This is a genomic window from Paraburkholderia lebeckiae (assembly GCF_014201005.1).
Taxonomy (GTDB): Bacteria; Pseudomonadota; Gammaproteobacteria; order Burkholderiales; family Burkholderiaceae; genus Paraburkholderia; species Paraburkholderia tuberum.
This window is the reverse complement of the sequence record NZ_JACHDK010000019.1, coordinates 93,086-114,837: the sequence shown is the minus strand read 5'-3', so window position 1 is coordinate 114,837 and position 21,752 is coordinate 93,086. Positions and strand designations below refer to the sequence as shown.

22 protein-coding genes and 1 pseudogene are annotated in these 21,752 nt (G+C 63.4%); 12 read left to right on the top strand and 11 right to left on the bottom strand.

The annotated features are described in order from the left end of the window. Positions 1–112: 112 nt before the first annotated feature. On the bottom strand, positions 113–1,228 hold the full coding sequence (locus HDG39_RS27310) for an AI-2E family transporter (RefSeq protein ID WP_184010303.1): 1,116 nt from the start codon (positions 1,226–1,228) through the stop codon (positions 113–115). A gap of 270 nt (positions 1,229–1,498) precedes the next feature. On the opposite strand from HDG39_RS27310, the gene HDG39_RS27305 reads away from it, so the two are divergent. The 4 genes from HDG39_RS27305 (at position 1,499) to HDG39_RS27290 (ending at position 5,396) form a co-directional block, all read left to right on the top strand. Beyond that, on the top strand, positions 1,499–2,713 hold the full coding sequence (locus HDG39_RS27305; protein WP_184010278.1) for a DUF2863 family protein: 1,215 nt from the start codon (positions 1,499–1,501) through the stop codon (positions 2,711–2,713). A 213-nt stretch (positions 2,714–2,926) separates the two neighbouring features. Then, entirely contained in the window at positions 2,927–3,808 is an 882-nt protein-coding gene (locus HDG39_RS27300; protein WP_184010275.1) for a response regulator transcription factor, read from the top strand. A 121-nt stretch (positions 3,809–3,929) separates the two neighbouring features. Beyond that, positions 3,930–4,604 carry an energy-coupling factor ABC transporter permease gene (locus HDG39_RS27295; RefSeq protein WP_018420044.1) on the top strand — a complete coding sequence of 225 codons (675 nt, stop codon included), beginning with the start codon at positions 3,930–3,932 and terminating at the stop codon, positions 4,602–4,604. 174 nt (positions 4,605–4,778) lie between these two features. Further along, positions 4,779–5,396: a BspC domain-containing protein gene (locus HDG39_RS27290; protein ID WP_184010272.1), complete on the top strand. Its 618-nt coding sequence runs from the start codon at positions 4,779–4,781 to the stop codon at positions 5,394–5,396. Between the two features lie 111 nt (positions 5,397–5,507). Here the strand turns inward: HDG39_RS27290 and HDG39_RS27285 are convergent, their stop codons facing one another. Both HDG39_RS27285 and yaaA read right to left on the bottom strand, forming a co-directional pair. Next, the gene (locus HDG39_RS27285) at positions 5,508–6,671 is read right to left on the bottom strand and encodes a M14 family metallopeptidase (protein WP_184010269.1); all 1,164 of its coding nucleotides are present in this window, start codon (positions 6,669–6,671) and stop codon (positions 5,508–5,510) included. Between the two features lie 51 nt (positions 6,672–6,722). After that, the gene (yaaA, locus tag HDG39_RS27280) at positions 6,723–7,505 is read right to left on the bottom strand and encodes a peroxide stress protein YaaA (protein WP_184010266.1); all 783 of its coding nucleotides are present in this window, start codon (positions 7,503–7,505) and stop codon (positions 6,723–6,725) included. Positions 7,506–7,562: 57 nt separating this feature from the next. Here yaaA and HDG39_RS27275 point away from each other — a divergent pair, with 57 nt between their 5' ends. Then, positions 7,563–8,069, top strand: coding sequence for a putative toxin-antitoxin system toxin component, PIN family (locus HDG39_RS27275; protein ID WP_184010263.1), 507 nt, complete (start codon positions 7,563–7,565; stop codon positions 8,067–8,069). A gap of 186 nt (positions 8,070–8,255) precedes the next feature. Then, positions 8,256–9,428: a pyridoxal phosphate-dependent aminotransferase gene (locus tag HDG39_RS27270; protein WP_184010260.1), complete on the top strand. Its 1,173-nt coding sequence runs from the start codon at positions 8,256–8,258 to the stop codon at positions 9,426–9,428. A gap of 109 nt (positions 9,429–9,537) precedes the next feature. Here the strand turns inward: HDG39_RS27270 and HDG39_RS27265 are convergent, their stop codons facing one another. Beyond that, on the bottom strand, positions 9,538–10,185 hold the full coding sequence (locus HDG39_RS27265; protein ID WP_184010257.1) for a glutathione S-transferase family protein: 648 nt from the start codon (positions 10,183–10,185) through the stop codon (positions 9,538–9,540). Positions 10,186–10,312: 127 nt separating this feature from the next. Here HDG39_RS27265 and HDG39_RS27260 point away from each other — a divergent pair, with 127 nt between their 5' ends. The 6 genes from HDG39_RS27260 (at position 10,313) to HDG39_RS27235 (ending at position 16,667) form a co-directional block, all read left to right on the top strand. Further along, positions 10,313–11,869, top strand: coding sequence for a 3-hydroxyacyl-CoA dehydrogenase (locus HDG39_RS27260; protein WP_184010254.1), 1,557 nt, complete (start codon positions 10,313–10,315; stop codon positions 11,867–11,869). Beyond that, a complete protein-coding gene (locus HDG39_RS27255) occupies positions 11,866–12,654 on the top strand; it encodes an oxepin-CoA hydrolase, alternative type (RefSeq protein ID WP_184010250.1) in 789 nt (262 codons plus the stop codon). Before HDG39_RS27260 ends, HDG39_RS27255 begins: the two co-directional genes overlap by 4 nt. Before the next feature lie 21 nt (positions 12,655–12,675). Beyond that, entirely contained in the window at positions 12,676–13,392 is a 717-nt protein-coding gene (locus HDG39_RS27250) for a histidine phosphatase family protein (RefSeq protein WP_184010247.1), read from the top strand. Positions 13,393–13,412: 20 nt separating this feature from the next. Further along, positions 13,413–14,519, top strand: a complete 1,107-nt coding sequence (locus HDG39_RS27245) for a phosphotransferase (RefSeq protein WP_184010244.1) — start codon at positions 13,413–13,415, stop codon at positions 14,517–14,519. A 57-nt stretch (positions 14,520–14,576) separates the two neighbouring features. Beyond that, positions 14,577–15,836: an acyl-CoA dehydrogenase family protein gene (locus HDG39_RS27240; protein ID WP_184010241.1), complete on the top strand. Its 1,260-nt coding sequence runs from the start codon at positions 14,577–14,579 to the stop codon at positions 15,834–15,836. Between the two features lie 129 nt (positions 15,837–15,965). Continuing rightward, complete coding sequence (locus tag HDG39_RS27235; protein ID WP_184010238.1) at positions 15,966–16,667, top strand: glutathione binding-like protein; 702 nt, start codon at positions 15,966–15,968, stop codon at positions 16,665–16,667. Between the two features lie 98 nt (positions 16,668–16,765). On the opposite strand, the gene HDG39_RS27230 is transcribed toward HDG39_RS27235, so the two are convergent. The 7 genes and pseudogenes from HDG39_RS27230 to HDG39_RS35260 all read right to left on the bottom strand — a co-directional run bounded on the left by HDG39_RS27230 (position 16,766) and on the right by HDG39_RS35260 (position 21,599). Continuing rightward, positions 16,766–17,242, bottom strand: a complete 477-nt coding sequence (locus tag HDG39_RS27230; RefSeq protein WP_184010235.1) for a MaoC family dehydratase — start codon at positions 17,240–17,242, stop codon at positions 16,766–16,768. Further along, a complete protein-coding gene (locus tag HDG39_RS27225; RefSeq protein ID WP_184010232.1) occupies positions 17,239–17,697 on the bottom strand; it encodes a MaoC family dehydratase in 459 nt (152 codons plus the stop codon). The genes HDG39_RS27230 and HDG39_RS27225 overlap by 4 nt, the downstream gene beginning before the upstream one ends. Before the next feature lie 33 nt (positions 17,698–17,730). Next, complete coding sequence (locus HDG39_RS27220; RefSeq protein ID WP_184010229.1) at positions 17,731–18,858, bottom strand: acyl-CoA dehydrogenase family protein; 1,128 nt, start codon at positions 18,856–18,858, stop codon at positions 17,731–17,733. Between the two features lie 10 nt (positions 18,859–18,868). Further along, on the bottom strand, positions 18,869–20,065 hold the full coding sequence (locus HDG39_RS27215; protein ID WP_184010226.1) for an acyl-CoA dehydrogenase family protein: 1,197 nt from the start codon (positions 20,063–20,065) through the stop codon (positions 18,869–18,871). 48 nt (positions 20,066–20,113) lie between these two features. Next, entirely contained in the window at positions 20,114–20,539 is a 426-nt protein-coding gene (locus tag HDG39_RS27210; RefSeq protein WP_184010223.1) for a DUF1178 family protein, read from the bottom strand. Between the two features lie 216 nt (positions 20,540–20,755). After that, a complete protein-coding gene (locus tag HDG39_RS27205) occupies positions 20,756–21,280 on the bottom strand; it encodes a helix-turn-helix transcriptional regulator (RefSeq protein WP_184010220.1) in 525 nt (174 codons plus the stop codon). 74 nt (positions 21,281–21,354) lie between these two features. Beyond that, positions 21,355–21,599: pseudogene (locus HDG39_RS35260) on the bottom strand (hypothetical protein). Between the last annotated feature and the right edge of the window lie 153 nt (positions 21,600–21,752).

Here is a 21,752-nt window from a genome sequence, read left to right as displayed (position 1 = left end):
GCCCTCGCCATCAAAGGCTTCCCGCTTCTACGCACCCCGGCGTCCGGAGCACGAAAGAGCGGAATTCTAGTCGCCGACATCGGGACTTGCAAGCGCAATCCTGGGGTTTTCCTTAGGGGGTCTTTCCCATACGGCCCGGATCGTCTATCGCTGGTGTTTTCACTTCGGGCGCCAGCGTCTGGGCGGCGGATGCGCCGATCGTCCAATCATGCAGCACGGTATAAGCGACCGCCAGCAACGTTGGGCCGATGAAAACACCAAGAAAACCAAACGCAAACGCGCCGCCGAGGATGCCGAGCATCACCAGAATCAACGGCATGTCACTGTTCTTGCCAATCAGGATCGGCTTGATGACGTTGTCGGCCATGCCGACTACCAGCAGGCCCCATATGACCACAAAAATCGCCCATCCAGTCGACCCGCCCTGATACAGCCAGATCGCTGCCGGCAACCAGACAATGACCGGACCGCCCGGCACCACCGACAGAAAAAACGTCACGAGCCCGAGCAGCGCCGGCGCCGGTACGCCCGCCATCCAGAAACCGAATCCCGCGAGAACCGCCTGTACGAGGGCCGTACCAAGGATCCCGTAGACCACCCCCTTCACCGTGCTGCCCGCCAGCGCCAGCAGATACTCGGCGCGCTCACCGGCTACCCGACGCATGCCGGCGTTCAGCCAGGCGGCCGCCCCCTCGCCACCGGTATAAAAGAAGAACGCGAGCACGATGCTCAACGCCAGCAGCCCCAGCCCATGCGTCACCGCAAGCGCCGCCGCCAGAATCCACTTCCCAGCCGGCGCGGCGAGCGTGCGCAATTGCGCGATCAACTCGGAATTGCTGCTGGTCAAGCGCTCCCAAAAGGCCTCGATGCTCGAACCAACCAGCGGGATCCGCTGCACCCACGGCGGCAGATCGGGCAACCCTGACTCGAAAAGTCTTTGCACCAGCGCAACGATTTCGTGAACATGCGTGCCGAACGCGAAACCCGCATAGACGAACGGCCCGAGCACCACGACCAGAATAATCAGCACGATCAAGGTCGCGGCCAGTTTGCGCCGCCCGCCGACCACGCCAGTGAGTCGCCGGTAGAGTCCCCAGGAACTGTAGCTGAGGATGGCGCCCCACAGCAGCGCGGTCGTAAATGGCGCCAGTACCAGCAACGACCCACCCACGAGCACAATCAATGCGAATACCGCGGCAAGTCGCTCGATCAGTTGGTCAGATTTCACGATGGATCTCCTGTTGCGCCAGACCGTGGCAATGACATGACACACGCCCGTCAGGCGCCCGCTGGACGCCGTCAGTATAGAAGCGAGTCGGGCGTCCGGGGTGTCTTATACCATCCGGCCAGGGTGTTGCGAGTCGTTTGCGACTGTGCCGGTGGTGACCAAATTTTTTGAGATGAAAGGGCCAAATTGCCCGGAGATTGCTGACCAATCCATATAGCTGCCTGGAAAAGACTACAATATAAGGTTCCGTGCCCCCATTTTTCTGGATTTATGCGCTCGCGAATCGCCAAACGTCTCCCTCCCGACGCCGACAAGCTCGTCGGTCTCTCGCTCGCGCTTTTCGCCTCGGGCAGCCGTACCGAAGATCGCTTCTGGGAAGCGAAGCTCGACGCGCTGCTGGCCAAGGTCGTGCGCAACGCCAACCAGACTACGCTGGACGCCGCGCTCGACCATCTGCAGCAAAACCATCCGGATGCCTACGGCGCGCTGGCCGACATGGCGGAAACGCACAGCGAATCGTTCGTGATCGAACATGAAGGCGTGTCTTATGAAGCGCTGCTGATCGCCGCGCCCGTGCTCGCCTGGACCCGCTACGTGATTCCGTCCGGTCCGCTCAAGTCCGACGCCGCCGACGCCCTGCGCGCACACTTGCAAGCGCACGTGCTCGCCGCCAACACGCGCGTGGCAATGGCTCCGTTCCTGTACAGCATCGACCAGTTGCCGCGCCATCACGTCGAAACGTGGCGCATCGCCCAGCAACTTGCGCAAGCCGCGGTCAGCGGCGGCAACGCGAAGCTCAATTTCGGTGAACTGCCGGAGACCTCGCCGATTCTGGCGGACCCGCGCTTTCTGCTCGCCGTAGTCGCCGCACCCGTCGGCGACGCGACGTTCCACTGGCAGGAAGAAGAGCACGGCACTCGCATCGAGCGCGGCCAATGTCTCGAGCAATGGGCCACGCAAGGCGGCGCGAATCTGTCGGTCGTGCTGCCGGGCTGCGAATTTGAATGTCTGCTGCCGGATGCGTACTACTCGGCGTGCCGCGACGCCGATGAAAGTGTGCGTCCGCACACCGTGCGTACCGCCGTGCGTTATCTTTTCGACACTATTGGCGCGGCGCCGCAGGATCTGCGCGCGGTGGTCGCCGGCTTCGGCGAACGGCGCATCGACGAGTACCGCGTCGGCTTCACGCGCAAGGGCAGCAACGATGTGATCTACGGTGTCGTGTGGCCACTCTACGGCCGCGAAAACGGCGAGGCGGGCATCGACGAGGAGCCGGAGGAAATCACCGGCTCGGACGAACCGATCGAGGAAATCGTCGCGCTGCTCAAGGAAACCGGCATCACGGATGTGCGCCGCCACGCGGGCCGCTTCGAGCCGGAATATTGCGACGACTGCGGCGTGCCGCTGTATGCGGACCCGCTCGGCGAAATCGTCCACGCGGAAATGCCCGAAGACGCCGAGCCCGCGCAACCCCATTTCCATTGACACCGAAGTCGAAATCCCGGCCTTATCGCAAAAAAGCCCCGTATGTACGGGGCTTTTTTGTTGATTGTCCGCATTTCTTATGCCTTTTGGACAGCCGTCAAAACGAACGGAATTTGTCATCATAGGCACGGTGACGCATCGCCGTGATCGAGTCAGCTCCACGAGTCCCACAGATGCGTCGCGCCATTTCGCCCGATACATCTGGAGACATGCATGCGCTTCGCGATTCTCAATTCAAACGCAGAACGACGTGATGGACTCAAAGCCTTGCTGCGGCAGATCGACCGGCTGGCGCGCTTCACAGAAGCCGATGAATGGCGTCTGCTCGAACGTCCGTTCAAGCGTTATCGGCCTGATCTCGTCGTGATCGACTGGGAGGACTGGATGTCGGTTGCGCAGGTGCGCGCGTTGCTCAGCCACTTTCCCGACCTGCGCATCAGCGTGCTCACCGACGGGACTTTGCCCGCGCTCGTGCGCGCGCTGATGGACGAAGGTGTGCTCGGCGTTGTTCCACGCGACACCGATCCCCGCCTGATCGTGCGCGCATTGGAAATGGTGCTGCTCGGCGGTCACTACGTGCCGCCCGGCGCGCTGGCGATCGATCCGCCGCTGCCGACCGACACCGCGATCCGTACGTTCGACGAAGAAAGTCCGCCGCCCCGCCGCAACAAACTCTCGGGCGGGCTGTCACCGCGGCAGGAGCAGATCATGCGCTGCGTGCACATGGGCAGCACCAACAAGATGATCGCGCGCACGCTCGGCATTAGCGAAGGTACGGTCAAGATCCACCTGACGAGCATATTCCAGCAACTGGGTGCGCCCAATCGCGCCGCCGCGGTCGCGCTTTACAACGGATGGCTCACGAATCATTTGCAAGTGCTGCGCAACAACGGCGAGCACAGCGCGCGGCCGGTCATACGCGGGCAGCCTGGCCCGGTTCCGCTCCGGCGCCGCACACGTGCGCACTTCCAGTATCCGTTGCCGGGCAGCGACATCAGCAGCGCGCTACCGATGGCCGCGGAGCCCGCCACGTCGTACGGTGAGGCCCCAGACGGCCGGCCCGCGCGGAAGTCGGTCGGGCCGGGTTCCACATGACGCGGGGCGCGGGGGCACGCCGCGCGCATGGGTTGGAACGTCCGCATCCGCGCAGCGTCGAGGGTGGGCTGGCATGGAATCCGCTCACACCTTTTGTCGTCCAACGAGTAATATGAGACACATGGGTTTCCTCTACACACCGCTTCCGTTTTGGGTCGCTGTCGGTGGCTGGATTGCCACTGCGATGGTGATCGCGCTCGCGCTGTGGAAAAAACCTTTCAAAAGACTTCAGGACGGCACGCTCCAGCATGTCTGGCTCGCGATAATCGTCGCGGTGTCGGTGCTGTGGGCGAGCAACGCCTGGCTCGACGACGGCACCGTGATGCACCTGCTCGGCGCCACGCTCGTGGTCACGCTGTTCGACTGGGGGCTCGCCCTGATCGCGATGGCGGTGGTCGCGGGGCTGGCCGCCGTCGTCTTCGATGCGCCGTGGCAGGGCATCGCGCTGACGTTCCTCGTGTACGGAGCCCTGCCCGTCGCCATCTCGACCTTGCTCCAGCGCATCTGCACCGCGTGGCTACCGCGCAATCTTTTCATGTTCATCTTCGGCCAGGGCTTCGTTTCGCCCGCCATTGCCGTGTCGTTGACGGCCGCGGCAGCGCTCGGCATCCATGTCATGGTGTCCGGCGGTTCGATGGCCGTGGTGCCGATCGGCTACCCGCTCAGCGTGCTGCTGCTCGCCACCGGCGAAGCATGGTTCACTGGCATGGCGACCGCGCTGATCGCGGTCTACCGTCCCGCATGGGTGACCACCTACGACGTGCGGCGCTATCGTCTGGGCGGCCCGCGCATCTGAGAATGCGCGCTTTGACGTCGCGTGCGGCGCATCTGTGATAATCAGCGCCTCGTCACCGGGGACTTTCCGGGCGCCCCCATCAGGACAGGGCAGAATATTTGCTGCAACATTGAACTCAACCCGTGCGCGGGGCATCTTATTTGCCTCATCTCCCATTTGCGTCTAAAGAACTAGATGGATCGCACCAATGTACCGAGCCGGTTGCTGCGGGTGATCGGCCGGTTGGCAGCCTGCGCAGCGAGTCTCTCGCTCATCTGCGCGGCTCCGGCATTCGCTGATCAGCTCGAACAGCACAACGACCTCGTCAAAAGATTTATCACCGAAATGCACGCGGATCCGCTCGTCGCGGACTGCGCCGCGCATGGCGACTTCGTCGCGAGCACCTCGACCGCTTTCGACCACGTCGAATTCCCGTCCAGTTCGTTCGACAGTGCGCACTCGTCGGTCACGCCATGGAACGACTCGTTCGACGAAGGCAAGCAGCGCGTCAAGGTGGACAGCATCGTCACCGTCGAGGGCGTCGGCGTGCGCCAGGACAATTCGGGCGAGCCGGCCGACCTGAAATTTCGCTGCGGCTACGTCGGCTCGCAGATGCTCGCGTTCAGCTGGAACGATCCAGTACCGCCAAACCGCGCGCATAGCGCGGGATCGGGCAAGCACAAAGGCGGCAAAGGCAAGCACGCAGTCGGCGGCAAGACGTCGAAGAAGTCGTCGAAGACAGGCTCCGGCCAATCGTCGCGCACGACGTCGAGCAAATCGGCGAACAAAGGCTCGAAGAAGAAGAGCCAATGACATCTGGCGCTGATCGAGCCGCGCCACCTTCCGATCAGTCGCCCCAATAAAAAACGAGGCGCGCACTTTTGCCGTGCGGGCCTCGTTTTTTATGCCCATCCGTCCGCTTCTTCAGGCGAACGTCTCCAAGTGTCGCAGGATCGCTTGCAACATCGCGGCGCCAAGCGATGCGCTGCGCTCGCCGTTCCAGCCGACCCGCTCGTCGGGCAGATTTGCGTTGTCCTTGAACGGCATTTCCAACGTCAACGACAGACAGCCGAATTCATTGCCGATGTACTTCGACGCGAGCTTCAACGCATCCTCGCGATACTTGCTCGCCGCATAGCCATACTTGTCCTGAAAATCCGGACTCGCGTGCGTGAACGCCTCGATGAACGCCTTCTGCTCGCGCCCCTGCCGCTCGGTGAAGCCCGGCAACATTTCGGAGCCCGCGACGAACACATACGGCAATGCCTCGTCGCCATGAATATCGAAGAACAGGTCGCAGCCAATCGCATGAATCGCGTCGCGCACCACCAGCACCTCGGGACTGCGCGCGGCGTCCGGCTCCATCCATTCGCGATTCAGGTTCGCGCCGGCCGCGTTGGTGCGCAGATTGCCGCGCACGCTGCCGTCCGGATTCATGTTCGGCACGATGTGAAACACCGCATGATCGTACAGCTTACGCGCGACCGGGTCGCCCGCCCAATCGCCCCAACCGACGAGGCGCTTCACGAACCCCTCGATGAACCATTCGGCCATCGTCTCGCCCGGATGCTGCCGGGCAATCAGCCAGATGTTCTTTTTGGGCGCAGCGTTGGCATCGTTGGCTGGCGGCGTGCCGAGCGTGAGCAGCGAAATCGGCCGGCCTTCGACTGTCTTGCCGAGCTCGGTTAGCGACGCGTGCGGCATCTGCTGCACGGCGCCGAGAAACTCGGCATGACGCTCCTCGCTGTACGGTTCGAAGTACGCGTAGTAGATGCTGTCGAAATCGGGCGTATGGTCGATCGTCAGCACGCGGCCGTCGTACGACGTCGGCACGCGAAACCAGTTCACGCGGTCGTAGCTCGCGACCGCCCGATAGTCGCGCCAGCCCTCCGCGAACGCGCACGCGGCGGCGTTCTCGAAGGTCATCACGCAGCGCTCGCCCGCCGCGCCCGACAGGCGGAAATAGAACCACTGCGCGAACTCGGCGTGGCTGTCGGGCCGTACGCGCAGGCGAATATTGCCGGCGTCCTCGCAGGACAACACATCAACTGCGCCTGCATCGAAATTGCTCGTAATCGATAACGTCATCGGAGTCTTCCCTGCCTGAATTCACGCTGCCTCTTTAGCGCAGCGGCACGCTTATTCCGCAACGCGGCGGCGAAATACGAAAGTGGAGTCGTTCGAGGCTTCGGCACTGAACGCGTAGCCTTCGGTCTCGAAGTCCTTCAACTGCTCGGGACGATCGAGGCGATTTTCCACCGCGAAGCGCGCCATCAAGCCGCGCGCGCGTTTTGCATGGAAGCTGATGATCTTGTAGCGGCCGCCCTTCCAGTCCTCGAACACCGGCGTGACGACCGGCGCGTCGAGCAGCTTCGGCTTGACCGACTTGAAGTATTCGCCCGATGCGCAATTGACCAGCACGCGCGAGGTGGCCGCATTCTTCTTCAACTGCGCGTTCAACGCGTGCGTGATCCGCTCGCCCCAGAACGCGTACAGGTCCTTGCCGCGCGGGTTGGCGAAACGCGTGCCCATTTCGAGCCGGTACGGCTGCAGCAGATCGAGCGGACGCAGCAGGCCGTAGAGGCCCGACAGCACCCGCACGTGATTCTGCGCATAGTCCAGATCGACCGACGACAACGTCTTCGCATCGAAACCTTCGTACACGTCGCCGTTGAAAGCGAGCACCGCCTGCTTGGCGTTGTGCGTGCCGAATTGCGGCGACCAATCCGCGTAACGCTGAAAATTGAGGTGCGCGAGCTGATCGGAAATGCTCATCAGCGAAGCGATCTGTTGCGGCGACAAACGGCGCAGGCCGCTGATCAGTTCGGCGGCGTCATCGACGAAATCGGGGATCGTGTGCTTTTTGACGTGCGGCGGGGTGTCGTAGTCGAGCGATTTCGCCGGCGACAGAACGATTATCATAGAGGCTTGCAGGCACGCCGTGCCTGGCGGTCATAGACGAAAGCCCGATTGTAACGAATGCCCGGTTCCCTCGCCTCAAGCGGCGCGTTGCGCGTCGTACTCGATTCCAATGTCTGGATCGACATACTCGTATTCGACGACCCGCACACGCGGCCGATCGCCGCCGCGCTCGAAAGCGGCGCGCTCGCCGCGCTGATCGACGCGCGCTGCCTCGCCGAGCTCACCTACGTGCTCGGCTATCCGCAGTTCGCGCACCGCAATGTCGACAAAGCCGCTGCGCTCGCGGTCGTCGCGCGGCTGGCGCAACTGGTCGAGCCGTGTGAGCCGACCGAGTCCGCCGCCGACGCGCGGCCGCTGCCCCAATGCAAGGACCGCGACGATCAGAAGTTTCTCGAGCTTGCGCATGCGGCGCGGGCCGACTGGCTCGTGTCGAAAGACCGTGCGGTGCTGAGGCTCGCGAAACGGATCGCGCGCGATTTCGGCTTCAGGATCGCGCAACCGGCGCCGTTCGTCGCGGAAATCGGCATCGCGCAGAATGCTGGGGGCGAGCCCGTCAACGCGTGAATCCGACCGTCCGCGCGGTGCGTTGAGCCGAGCGCACATTGACGGTTGATCGTCAGGCGGCTTCTGACGATCAACGTGAAACCCGCGGCGCGCACAGCGTGTCGCGATTCCCTACAATCAGGCTTCGCCCTTCGCAACGACAGTTCGAGAATCGGCCCACCTTATCGCCCTGCTACCCACGACGCCATGAACGCACCGCACGACACGCCCACGAGCCCCACGTTTCCGTCTCGCCTGCCGAACGTCGGCACGACGATTTTCACCGTGATGAGCGCACTCGCCGCGGAAAAAGGCGCGGTGAATCTGGGCCAGGGCTTTCCCGACTTCGCCTGCGATCCGCGCATCGTCGACGCGGTCGCGAACGCGATGCACGACGGTCACAACCAGTATCCGCCGATGGCCGGTGTGCTGCCGCTGCGTCAGGCAATTTCGGACAAGATCGCGAGTCTGTACGGCCGCCACTACGACGCCCATAGCGAAATCACCGTGACCGCGGGGGCCACACAGGCGTTGCTGACCGCGATTCTTTGCACCGTCCATCCCGGCGACGAAGTGATCGTGATCGAACCGACCTACGACAGCTATCTGCCGTCGATCGAACTCGCGGGCGGCAAGCCGGTCTTCGTCACGCTCGACGCACCCGACTACGCGATCCGATTCGACAAGCTCGCCGCCGCGATCACGCCGAAGACGCGGCTCATCATGATCAACACGCCGCACAATCCGACCGGCACCGTGTGGCGCGAACAGGACATGCGCAAGCTCGAGGAGATCGTGCGCGGCACCAACGTGCTGATCCTGTCCGACGAGGTGTACGAGCACATGGTCTACGACGGCGCGCCGCATGAGAGCGTCGCGCGTTATCCGGAACTCGCGCAGCGCAGCTTCGTCGTGTCGAGCTTCGGCAAGACCTACCACGTGACGGGCTGGAAAGTCGGCTATGTGGCCGCGCCCGCCGCGCTGACCGCCGAGTTTCGCAAGGTGCACCAGTTCAACGTGTTCACCGTCAACACACCGATGCAGATCGGCCTCGCCGATTACATGAAGGACCCGGCGCCGTACGTGGAGCTACCGGCGTTCTATCAGCGCAAGCGCGATTTCTTCCACGCGGGCCTCGCGAATTCGCGCTTCAGGCTGCTGCCGTGCACGGGCACGTATTTTCAGTGCGTCGACTATTCGGCGATCAGCGACCTGCCCGAAGCCGAATTCGCGCAATGGCTGACCGGCGAAATCGGCGTCGCGGCGATTCCGGTCTCGGCGTTCTATCACGAGGCGCACGAGTCGGGCGTGGTGCGCTTTTGCTTCGCCAAGCAGGAAGGCACGCTCGCTACCGCGCTCGAACGGCTCGCGCGGCTCTAGGATGCCTTGCGCGATGCCACGAACGAACCCACGTTCCTTGCCATCGCGCTGCGCGGCACGGGTGTGCGCTTCGCACCCATGCGCGCTTCATGGCACTGCGCTCATTCCCTCAGGACGCACGCGACGCCGCGACACAGGCCTTGCGATCCTCCGTCACGCGCCGCGCAGCCGGCCGCGGGTCGATCGTCTTCACGTAGCGCTTCCAGTCGATCCCTGCTTCGAGCAGAAAATCGCGGCCGTAAATGGTCTGTGTCGCCATACCGACGAGCGGCAGGCTCACGTAGCCGGCGGTATCCGCCACGCTGAATTGCTCGCCGCACAGATATGGCGAGAACTTCGCGATCCGTTTGAAACCGGCGATGTGATGCGTGAGCAGCTTCTCGACGCGCCCTTTCGTCGCGTCGCTGACCGTGCCGCCGAAAAACGCTTCCTTGTACAGATTGCGCACCGTCAGTTCGAGATGTACATCGACGAAAAAGATCATTTCGCGTTCCTTGGCGGCTTGCCACGGATCGGCGGAGAAGATCCGCTTGTCGGGAAAACGCGCAGCCAGATATTCGACGATGCACTGCGACTCGCAGAGGTCGCCGTGCTCGGTTTGCAGATATGGCACCTTGCCGAGCGGCGAATGCTCGAGCAGCGCCTCTTCCTGACCCGGCTTCACGAACTGCTCCTCGAACTCGATACCATGTTCGAGCAGCACAAACTTGACCTTGTTGTAGTAGTTGGACAGCGCAAAACCGCTCAGCTTGATCATCGGGTGTCTCCTTGTGTCATGGTGTGTGAGACCGCGCGTCGAGGTTGAAGCAGCGGCTTTCCATCGAATCATCCAAGAAATTGCACGATCGTGCTATTCTAAAATAACCATGGAGTCGGGCATCACAATGAACTCTCGCAATTTCAGCATCGAGACCATCGGCATCGTCGGCACCGGCGCGATGGGCCGCGGTATCGCGCAAATCGCGGCGCTCGCTGGCCTGCGCGTTCGGCTCTACGACACCAACGCGGCCGCAGTCGGCGCCGCGCGCGACTATCTCGCGGAGACTTTCGCCAAATTGACGGCCAAAGGCAAGCTGGAGCAGTCGCGCTCGCTCGCCGCGCTTGCCAACGTGAGCGGCGTACAGGCGATCAGCGAACTGGTCGGCTGCGATCTCGTCATCGAGGCGATCGTCGAAAAGCTCGAGGTGAAGCAGGCGCTGTTTCGCGAGCTCGAAACCGTGGTCAGCGGCCGCTGCATCCTCGCGTCGAATACGTCGTCGCTGTCGATCACCGCGATTGCCGCGGGCTGCACCGATCCGTCGCGCGTGGTCGGCTATCACTTCTTCAATCCGGTGCCACTGATGAAGGTCGTCGAAGTGATCGACGGCCTGCGCAGCGACCCCGAAGCCGGCGACGCGCTGATGGATCTCGCGCGCCGCATGGGCCACACGCCGGTGCGCGCGAAGGACATGCCGGGCTTCATCGTCAATCACGCGGGCCGCGGCATGAATACCGAGGGCTTGCGCGTGGCCGGCGAAGGCGTCGCGAGTTTTGCGGACATCGACCGAATCATGCGCGAGCAGGCCGGCTTTCGCCTCGGGCCGTTCGAGCTGCTGGACCTGACCGCGCTCGACGTGTCGCATCCTGTGATGGAGTCGATCTATCACCAGTTCTACGAAGAACCGCGTTACACACCGTCGCCGATCACGGCCACGCGGCTATCGGGCGGACTGCTCGGCCGCAAGAGCGGCGAAGGTTTTTATCGCTACGTGGATGGCAAACAGCAGGTGCCCGCCGAAGCGCCCGCGCCGACCACGCTGCCGCAAAGCGTGTGGGTCAGCCAACGCTACCGCGACGCGTATGAGGCCGTCGTGCAACTGGTCCGCAAAGCCGGCGCGAAGCTCGACGAAGGCGCGACGCCCGACACTGGTTCGCTGATCGTCGTCACGCCGTTCGGCCACGACGCGAGTACGGCTGCGGTAGACGAAGCGCTCGACGCGAGCCGCGTCGTCGCGGTCGATGCCCTGTTCCCGCTCCTCGGCGCGCAACGCCGCACGCTGATGACCACGCCGGCCACGAAACGCGCCGCGCGCGATAGCGCGCATGCGCTGTTCGCCGCCGACGGCATCCCCGTCACCGTGATCCGCGATTCGACCGGCTTCGTCGCGCAGCGGGTGGTCGCGACGATCGTCAACATCGGCTGCGACATCGCGCAAAAGCAGATCGCGACGCCGGAGGACATCGACCTCGCCGTCACGCTCGGCCTCGGCTATCCGCGCGGACCGCTCGCGCTCGGCGACGCGCTCGGCGCCAACACCATTCTCGCGATCCTGCGCAACATGCACAGCGTGCTCGGCGAGCCGCGCTACCGTCCGTCGCCGTGGCTCGCAAGACGCGCGCAACTCGGCCTCCCGCTCACGCAACGCGACGCCGCCGACATCCCAACGGAGACCCAATCATGAGCGCCGCCCTGCTCGCTTCACGCCCGGCCAGCAGCGAATCCACGCTTGTCCTCACGCTGTCGAACCCCGGTGCGCGCAACGCGCTGCATCCGGACATGTACGCCGCGGGCATCGAAGCATTCGATACCGTCGAGCGCGATCCGTCGATTCGCGCCGTCGTGATCACCGGTGCCGACAACTTCTTTTGCGCGGGCGGCAATCTGAACCGCCTGCTCGAAAATCGCGCGAAAGATCCCTCCGTGCAAGCCGATAGCATCGACATGCTCGCTCAATGGATTTCGGCACTGCGGCTATCGTCGAAGCCGGTCATTGCCGCGGTCGAAGGCGCGGCGGCCGGCGCCGGATTTTCGCTCGCGCTCGCCTGCGATCTGATCGTCGCCGCGGACAACGCCAAATTCGCGATGTCGTACGCACGCGTCGGCCTGACGCCCGACGGCGGCGGCTCGTGGTTTCTCGCCGAGGCGCTGCCGCGCCAGCTGGCCACCGAGGTACTGATCGAAGCCAAGCCGATCGGCGCCGCGCGTCTGCACGAACTCGGCGTCGTCAACCGGCTCGCCAAAGCCGGCACCGCGCTCGATAACGCGCTCGCGTGGGCCGACGAGCTCGGCGCGATTTCGCCCAATTCGGTCGCGCGCATCAAGGGGCTGATCGCCGCGGCCGGTACGCAGCCGCTCGCGGATCATCTGGTCGCCGAGCGAGATAACTTCGTCGCGTCGCTGCATCATCGCGACGGTCTCGAAGGCATCACCGCGTTCCTCGAAAAACGCGCACCCATCTACAAATAAACGACGGGAGAGCCGCCCGACATGCCCGACTACCAACTGCCAAAACGGCGCCGCATCTTCCTGATGCGTCACGGCGACGTCACCTATTTCGACGACTCCGGCCGCGCGATCGATCCTGAAACCGTGCCGCTGAACGCGAACGGCCGCGAGCAGGCGAGCGCGGCGGGCCGCGTGTTCGCGGGGCAGCAGGTGCGCTTTGACCGCGTGATCGTCAGCGGCTTGCCGCGCACGATAGAAACCGCGCGGTGCGTGCTTGCCGAAACGGGTCAGCAGATCGAGCCCGAAATCGAGCCCGCGTGGCGAGAAATTCGCGGCGGACGGCTCGGCGGCATTCCGCCGAGCGATATCGAGGCGGCGTTTCTCGGCGTGTTCGACGGCATCGTGCCGGAGAGCATGCGCTTTCTCGACGGCGAAACCATCGGCGAGCTGTTCGATCGCGTGCTGCCGGCCGTCACGGCGCTGCGCGAAGACACGTCGTGGGACACCGCGTTGCTGGTGCTGCACGGCGGCGTCAATCGCGCGATCCTGTCGCACGCGCTGACGGCCGGCGGCCGCACGTTCTTCGGTCATCTGTCGCAGGCGACCGGCTGCATCAACGCGCTCGATGTCGGCGCCGCGCCGCGCGACTGGGTGCTGCGCATGCTCAACTATTCACCGCCGTCGCCGTTGCATCGCGACGTCCGCAACACCACGATGGAAATACTCTACGCACAATTCATCCGATACCAGCGTAGCTGACACCGAACTGGAGGAGACACATGGCGCAAGCCACGCAGACCGGCGAACCCGCACGCAGACAGGACTACTCGGCTTTCGAGGGCACCCGCCCGGTCAACGAGCGGCAACGCTTCGACAACGACGCGCTCGCCGCGTGGCTGGCCGGACATGTCGACGGATTCGAGGGTCCGCTGACGCTCGAGCAATTCGCGGGCGGACAATCCAATCCCACGTTCAAGCTGATCACGCCGTCGCGCGCGTACGTGATGCGCGCGAAGCCCGGACCCGCGGCGAAGCTGCTGCCGTCCGCCCATGCGATCGAACGCGAATATCGCGTGATGCACGCGCTCGCCGAAACCGACGTGCCGGTCGCACACATGCTCGCGCTGTGCGAAGACGAAAGCGTGATCGGTCGCGCGTTCTACGTGATGGAGTTCGTGGAAGGTCGCGTGCTGTGGGATCAATCGCTGCCCGGCATGACGCCCACCGAGCGTGCGGCGATCTACGACGAAATGAATCGCGTGATCGCGGCGTTGCACAGTGTCGACGTCGCCGCCGCCGGCCTCGCCGACTACGGTAAGCCAGGCAATTACTTCGCGCGCCAGATCGGCCGCTGGAGCAAGCAGTATCTGGCGTCCGAGACCGAGCCGATCGACGCGATGCACCGGCTGATCGAATGGCTGCCACAGCATATGCCCGCCGAAACGAACGAGCGCGTGTCGGTCGTGCACGGCGACTACCGGCTCGACAACCTGATTTTCGATCGCAACGAGCCGCGCGTGCTTGCGGTGCTCGACTGGGAACTGTCGACGCTCGGCGATCCGCTCGCCGACTTTGCTTACCACTGCATGGCGTGGCATGTCGACCCCGCGCAGTTCCGCGGCATCGCGGGACTCGATTGGGCCGCGCTCGGCATTCCCGATGAAGCGCGGTACGTCGAGCGCTATTGCCAACGCACCGGTTTCGAGATTCGTGGCGACTGGAATTTCTATCTGGCCTACAACATGTTCCGCATCGCAGCGATCCTGCAAGGGATCATGAAGCGCGTCGTCGACGGTACCGCATCGAGCGCGCAGGCGCTCGACGCCGGCCGGCGCGCGAAGCCGATGGCCGAACTCGCCTGGCACTATGCGCAGAAGGTTCTCTAGACACAAGGGCGCGCCCTGCTCCCCATCATTCGCAGTCCGTTACCCGCGAGGTCCAAGATGAATTTCGATTACACCCCGAAGGTCCAGGCGTTGCGCGAAAAACTGCTCGCCTTTTTCAACGAGCACATTTACCCGAACGAACAGGCGTTCTATGCGGAGATCGCGCGCAACCGCCAGAACGGCAACGCATGGGTGCCGACCGAACTGGTCGAGCAACTCAAGCAGAAGGCGCGCGACGCCGGTCTGTGGAATCTGTTCCTGCCGCAATCGGAGCGCGGCGCGGGCCTGACGAATCTCGAATACGCGCCGCTGTGCGAGATCATGGGCCGCGTGCCGTGGGCGCCGGAAGTGTTCAACTGCAACGCGCCGGACACCGGCAACATGGAGACGATCGAGCGCTACGGCAGCGAAGAGAACAAGCGCGAGTGGCTCGAACCGCTGCTGCAAGGGCAGATCCGTTCGGCGTTTCTGATGACGGAGCCGGAGGTCGCGTCGTCGGATGCGACGAACATCCAGACCAGCATCGTGCGCGATGGCGACCATTACGTGATCAACGGCCACAAGTGGTGGTCGTCAGGCGCGGGCGATCCGCGCTGCAAGGTCTATATCGTGATGGGCAAGACCGATCCCGACGCACCGCGCCATCAGCAGCAGTCGATGATCCTCGTGCCCGCCGACGCCACCGGCATCACCGTGCATCGCCCGCTCACGGTATTCGGTTACGACGACGCGCCGCACGGTCACATGGAGATCACACTCGACAACGTGCGCGTACCCGCCACCAACATGCTGCTCGGCGAAGGCCGCGGGTTCGAGATCGCGCAAGGCCGTCTCGGCCCGGGACGCATCCACCACTGCATGCGCCTGATCGGTCTCGCCGAACGCGCGCTCGAATTGATGGCGAAGCGCTCGCTGCAACGTGTTGCGTTCGGCAAGCCAGTTGCGTCGCACGGGGTCACGCAGGAGCGTCTTGCCGAGGCGCGCTGCATGATCGAGCAGGCGCGTCTGCTCACGCTGAAGACCGCGTACATGATGGACACCGTCGGCAACAAGGGCGCGCGCGGCGAGATCGCGATGATCAAGGTGGTCGCGCCGAACATGGCGTGTCAGGTGATCGATTGGGCGATTCAGGCGCATGGCGGCGGCGGCGTCAGCGACGATTTTCCGCTCGCGTATGCCTATGCCTCGGCGCGCACGCTGCGTTTCGCCGACGGCCCCGACGAAGTGCATCGCAACGCGATCGCCAAGCTCGAACTTGCGCGTCATATGGATGCGGGCGCGACGGCTCGCGTTGAGATGCCGGTCACACGCGTTTGAGTGCTTCGGCTCGGTGTGTGATCGTGGAGCCTGAGCCGGCGGCAAGCAGCGTCGCGCGATCTATGCTCTAATTTTCGGCAACGGCGGCGCCCTCTTTGCGGCGCCGCTTCGACGAACAAAGGAGCCAGGATGATCGACGTCTATAGCTGGGCGACCCCGAACGGCCATAAGATTCATATCATGCTCGAGGAAACGGGCCTACCCTACAACGTGCATGCCGTGAACATTGGTGCCGGCGATCAGTTCAAGCCGGAATTTCTCGCCATCAGTCCCAACAACAAGATTCCCGCGATCGTCGATTCCGAAGGTCCGAAAGGCGCCGACGGCCGGCCTTTCGCGCTATTCGAATCGGGCGCGATCCTGATTTATCTCGCCGAGAAAACCGGCAAATTTCTACCGAGCGATCCGGCCGCGCGCTACGCGGCACTGCAATGGCTGATGTTCCAGATGGGCGGCCTCGGTCCGATGCTGGGGCAAACGCATCACTTCCGCGTGTATGCACCCGAGCAGATCGAATACGCGGTCAATCGCTACACCAATGAGGCGCGACGTCTGTACGGCGTGATGGAGACGCAACTCGGCAAGACGCGTTACCTGGCCGGCAACGACTATACGATCGCGGACATCGCCGCGTTTCCGTGGACACGTTCGTGGAAAAATCAGGGGATCGAGCTCGATACGTTGCCGAACGTGAAGCGCTGGCATGAAGAGATCGCTGCGCGGCCGGCGGTGGTGCGCGGCGTCGACGTGCTGGCGTCGGCGCGCGCGCCGCTGATGGACGACATGGCGAAAGAGATCCTGTTTGGCGCGACGCAGTACGCGAAACACTAGTTTCGGTCGTCTCGCTGACGCGGCTCGACACAAACAGAAAGCGCGAGCGGCATGCCTGCCGGCTCGCGCTTTTTCATTTCGTCTGCGAAGGGAAAACGCTAGAAATAATGCCGTGTGATGAACTCCGCGACGCACACCGGTCGTTCGCTGCCCTGACGCTCCAGCGTCACGTTCCACGCGAGTTGCACGCCGCTGTTGTCGACGTCGGTCACCGCCTCGACGGCGAACTTCCCGCGCAGCGACGACCCCACGAGTACCGGCGACATGAAACGCACGCGGTTCAAGCCATAGTTGATACCCATGCGCTGCTCGATCTTCACCGTTTTGCCGAGCAAAGCCGGAATCAGCGACAGCGTCAAAAACCCATGCGCGACCGGGCCGCCAAACGGCGATTCGCGTTTGGCCCGCTCGGGATCGATGTGAATCCACTGACGATCGCCGGTTGCCTCGGCGAAACGGTCGACCCTCTCCTGGTCGACGCTCAGCCATTCGCTGACGAGCGGCTCGGCGCCGATGAGCGCGCGCAAAGCACCCGCATTGTCGAAAGCGACTAGCGTCGCCGCGCTCGCCGTCATGCCGCCGCTCCCGGATTGCGCAGGCCGAACATGCCGTTCGAGCGCACCGTGATCACCATTTCGCCGTGCTGATTGATGCCCTCCCAGCGTGTCGACACGATGCCGCGATCCGGCTTGCTCTGCGACACGCGCTTGTCGACGATGACGTTCATCATCGTGATCGTGTCGCCGACTCGTACCGGCTTGAGCCAGCGGATCTCGTCGATCCCGGGCGAACCCATCGATGTCGAATCCGCCAGTACCTTGCGCACGAGCATACCCATCATGACCGAGCAGGTGTGCCAGCCACTCGCGACGAGGCCGCGGAACGGCGATTCGGCCGCGGCGGTTTCGTCGAGATGAAACGGCTGCGGATCGAACTTCCGCGCGAACTCGACAATCTCCTCGCGCGTGAACACGTGCTTGCCGATTTCGCGGCTCGAGCCCACTTCCATGTCTTCGAAACTGATTTTCATCGTGCATCTCCTTTGTCCGGTGGAACGGCCCGATCAGTCTTCGGCGACGGCAAATCCGGGCAGCGTGGCAAACCGCGCGAGATGATGATCGACGTCGCCGAGCGTGGTCTCGATGATCGCGAGGCGCTTGAACAGATGTGCGGCCGCCACTTCGTTCGTGACACCCATGCCGCCGTGCAACTGCACCGCCTGTTGACCAACGAAACGCGCGGCCTGGCCGACCCGAGCTTTTGCCGCGGAGATCGCTTGACGGCGCTCGTTCGCGTCTTCACTCGCGTAGCGCATCGCGGCCAGATACGTGATCGAACGCGCCTGCTCCGCGTGGATCAGCATCTCGACCATGCGATGCTGCAACGCCTGGAAACGCGCGATCGGCTGGCCGAACTGCTGGCGTGTTTTGGTGTACTCGACGGTAGCGTGATTGAGCGCGTCGAGCGCGCCGATCGCTTCCGCGCACAGCAGCAGCGTGCCGTAGTCGGCGATCTGCTCGAGGGTTGCCGCCCCCGCGTGTTTGCCGGCGAGCCGGCGCGCGGGCGTGCCATTGAATTCGAGCGTCGCGGCGCGTTGACCGTCGATCGTGCGGTACTCGGTGAGCGTGACGCCGGCCGCGTCACGCGCGACGACAAAGAGCGCGATTTCGCCATCGAGGCGCGCCGGCACGATCCAGTGGTCCGCCTGCGCGCCGTGCAGCACGACCGATTTGGTGCCGCTCAGCGTGTGCTGCGCACCCTGCCCGCTCGCGGTCGTCGCGACGTCGAACAGATCGTAGCGCGCATGCGGCTCGTGAAACGCCACGGCCAGCCTGGCTTCGCCCTGGGCCGCCCGTTCGAGCAGCGCGGCATCTTCGCCGTCGCCGGTACCGGCAAGGCGCAACGCTTCGATGCCGACCGCGGTCGCCCAAAACGGCTCGACGACGAGCGCGCGGCCGAGTTCCTGCATGACCACGAGCATGTCGATCGGACCACCGTTGAAGCCGCCCTGAGTTTCGGGCACCGGCAACGCGGTCAGCCCCAGTTCGGTGAACGCGGCCCAGTGCACAGCCGATACGCCCGCCTCCGAGCGCACGATCTGCTGGCGCGCTTCGAAGCCGTAGCTCTTGTCGAGATAGCGGCGCAGCGCATCGGCAAATTGCTGTTGTTCGTCGTTGAAAGTGAAGTCCATGCGCCGCTCCTCAAAGTCCGAGAATCATCTGCGCGATGATGTTCTTTTGAATTTCGTTCGAGCCGCCGTAAATCGACGTCTTGCGGAAGTTGAAGTAGTACGCGGCAAGCGGCGCGGCATCGTCGTCGCCGGCAAGACTGTGCTCGCGTTCGCCTTCGAGGAACGGCACGTCGAACGGCGCGGCCAGCGGGCCGATTGCTTCGAGCATCAGCTCGGTGAGCCCCTGTTGCACTTCAGTGCCCTTGATCTTCAACATCGACGCTTCCGGGCCCGGGCCGCGACCGCCCGCCTCGTTGGCTACCACCCGTTGCACGGTGACTTCGAGGGCCATCAACTCGATTTCGAGACTCGCTACCTTCGCCGCAAACACCGGATCGTACAGCAGCGGCTTGCCGTTTTTTTTCTGATTCAGCGCGACACGCTTCAGAAACGCCAGCTCACGCTTCGACGCTCCGACTCGCGCAATGCCGGTACGCTCGTGGCCGAGCAGATATTTCGCATACGTCCAGCCGCGATTTTCTTCGCCGACGAGATTGTCGACCGGCACTTTGACGTCCTCGAAGAACACCTCGTTGACTTCGTGATCTTCGTCGAGCGTGATGATGGGCCGCACCGTGATGCCCGGGGTTTTCATATCGATCAGCAGGAACGAGATGCCCTCCTGCTTTTTGGCGCCGCTGTCGGTGCGCACGAGGCAGAACATCATGTCGGCGTGCTGGCCGAGCGTGGTCCAGGTCTTCTGGCCGTTGACCACGTAATGATCACCGACGCGCTCCGCGCGGGTGCGCAGCGACGCAAGGTCGGAACCCGATCCCGGTTCCGAGTAGCCCTGACACCACCAGTCCGTGCCGTCGAGAATACGCGGCAAATAGTGGCGCTTCTGCGCCTCGTTACCGTACTTCATCAGCACCGGCGCAACCATCGACACACCGAAAGGCAGCACGGAAGGTGCGCCGATACGCGCGCACTCTTCTTCCCAGATATGTCGTTGCGTCGCGTCCCAGCCGGGGCCGCCGTATTCGCGCGGCCACGCGACCGCCGACCAGCCTCGCGCGCCGAGCAGCCTGTGCCAGCTTGCGAAGTCTTCGCGGGAAAGCCGTTTGTGATTGAGAACCTTGTCGCTCAGCTCGCGAGGCAGATTCGCTTCGAGCCAGGCGCGGATGTCAGCGCGGAACGCGTCTTCAGCGGGGGAATAGTCCAGATTCATGCGTAGTGTCTCCTGGCCGCCACCACCCGGCCGCCTGGAGCCACCGCGCTATTGCAGTGGTTCCTTCAGCGCAGCTGGGACCGGCAGCGGCATCACTTCGATGCCTTCCTCGACCAAGGCACGCGCATCCTCCGGTGTCGTGACACCGCGAATACTGCGCACAGGCGCTTCGTTGTAGTGAATGCGCCGTGCTTCCTCGGCGAAGCGGTCGCCCACGTTCTCCGTCTTCTCCAGTACCTCGCGCAGCGCGCGCATCATGTGCGCCTGCATTTGGTCCACGCCCACCGGCGCCTTGGAGTCGGTCGCGCCCGACAGATTCAGACGCGGTGCCGAAGGCAAACGGCTCACCTCATTCGCACCGCAGATCGGACATTCGACGAGCTTGCGGGACTGCTGCGACTCGAAGTCATCAGCCGAAGCGAACCAGCCTTCAAACCGATGGCCATGCGGACACTGTAAATCGAGGACCTTCATGTGGAATCAGGGCTTGCGTGCCAGTTTAGCGCAAAATGGAAATTTGTGAACGGTCGTTCGCAAAACTTTATGGCCGACGCGCGACCGCCAGCAGCCGCAAGGGAATATGGCGCGGGTGGGCGATTTTACCGCTTTACGGCACGTGCTGCCGAAGCCGGCCCGGCTAGTAAGCGGTGCCACATTTGCTCCGTTCTACGGCCCGCTTGCGGCGCACTGCTACGCCACGAGATTGCTCAGTTGACGGCTCACACACGGTTCAATCTGACGAGCCTCCTTCGTCAGATTGATCTGCTTCGCCAGTCTTGCGACATCCGCCACACCGATCTTAATCTCGTACCCGCCGCGCGCGGTCAGCCATTCGAGCACGTCCGCCAGATGCCACACCGACGCACTGCCTTCGTGGACCGGCAACGGGAAGTCGATTGCGTTGTTCAGCATCAGCTTGCGCATGTTTTGCCGCGACACGCCGGCCACCTCGGCCACGTCGGTCAGCCCTACGAAGTCAGGTCCCGCCTCGACCAGCTGGGCGGACGGCACCGCACCTTTCACGTCCTTGAGCGCGCTGGTGACAGCCGCGAGTGCGCTCGCGCCTTCGCGGGTGAAAAGCAGCCCGAGGCGGCCGGGTTGCCCGACGCCAATCGTGGCGTCGTCGCACCCCACTTCGCCCAACCGCTCGACGATTGCGTCTGCATCGCAATCTTCCGCGGCGAGGCGGTATTTCAACGTGAACACATATTCCATACGTTACTCCTGTCTTCGTTGAGCCCAGGTTGTTGCGATTCCTGCTTGATACCTGTGTGATACCTACGAACCCACTAGCGCCGTGCCGCACAGTTGCCGACGATGCGCCGCAAGTGCCTGGAGTGATTGCCGGCATTCTTCGGCGTACTCCAGACGCTCGATATACAGAACTCCCCGCAACGACATTCGGCGTCTTTGTCCGGGCAATGGATTTTCCCCACGCATGACCTCTTCCGCCGTCCTGAACGCGTCAGCCGTGCTGCTCCGCGTATGCCAATGCGGCCTCGATCTCTTTCTTCATGTGCCTTGCTCGAACCATCGAGACCTCCAATTTAGTCGCTCCAGCACAGGTTGTCAATTGACAACCTGTGCTGGAGCTGAAATGAGATCACTCCGATCTTTAACGTCAGTCATCCAAAACAAGATCGACGACGAATTCGGTGATCGAGAGGTTCATATTAGCCGGCCGCCG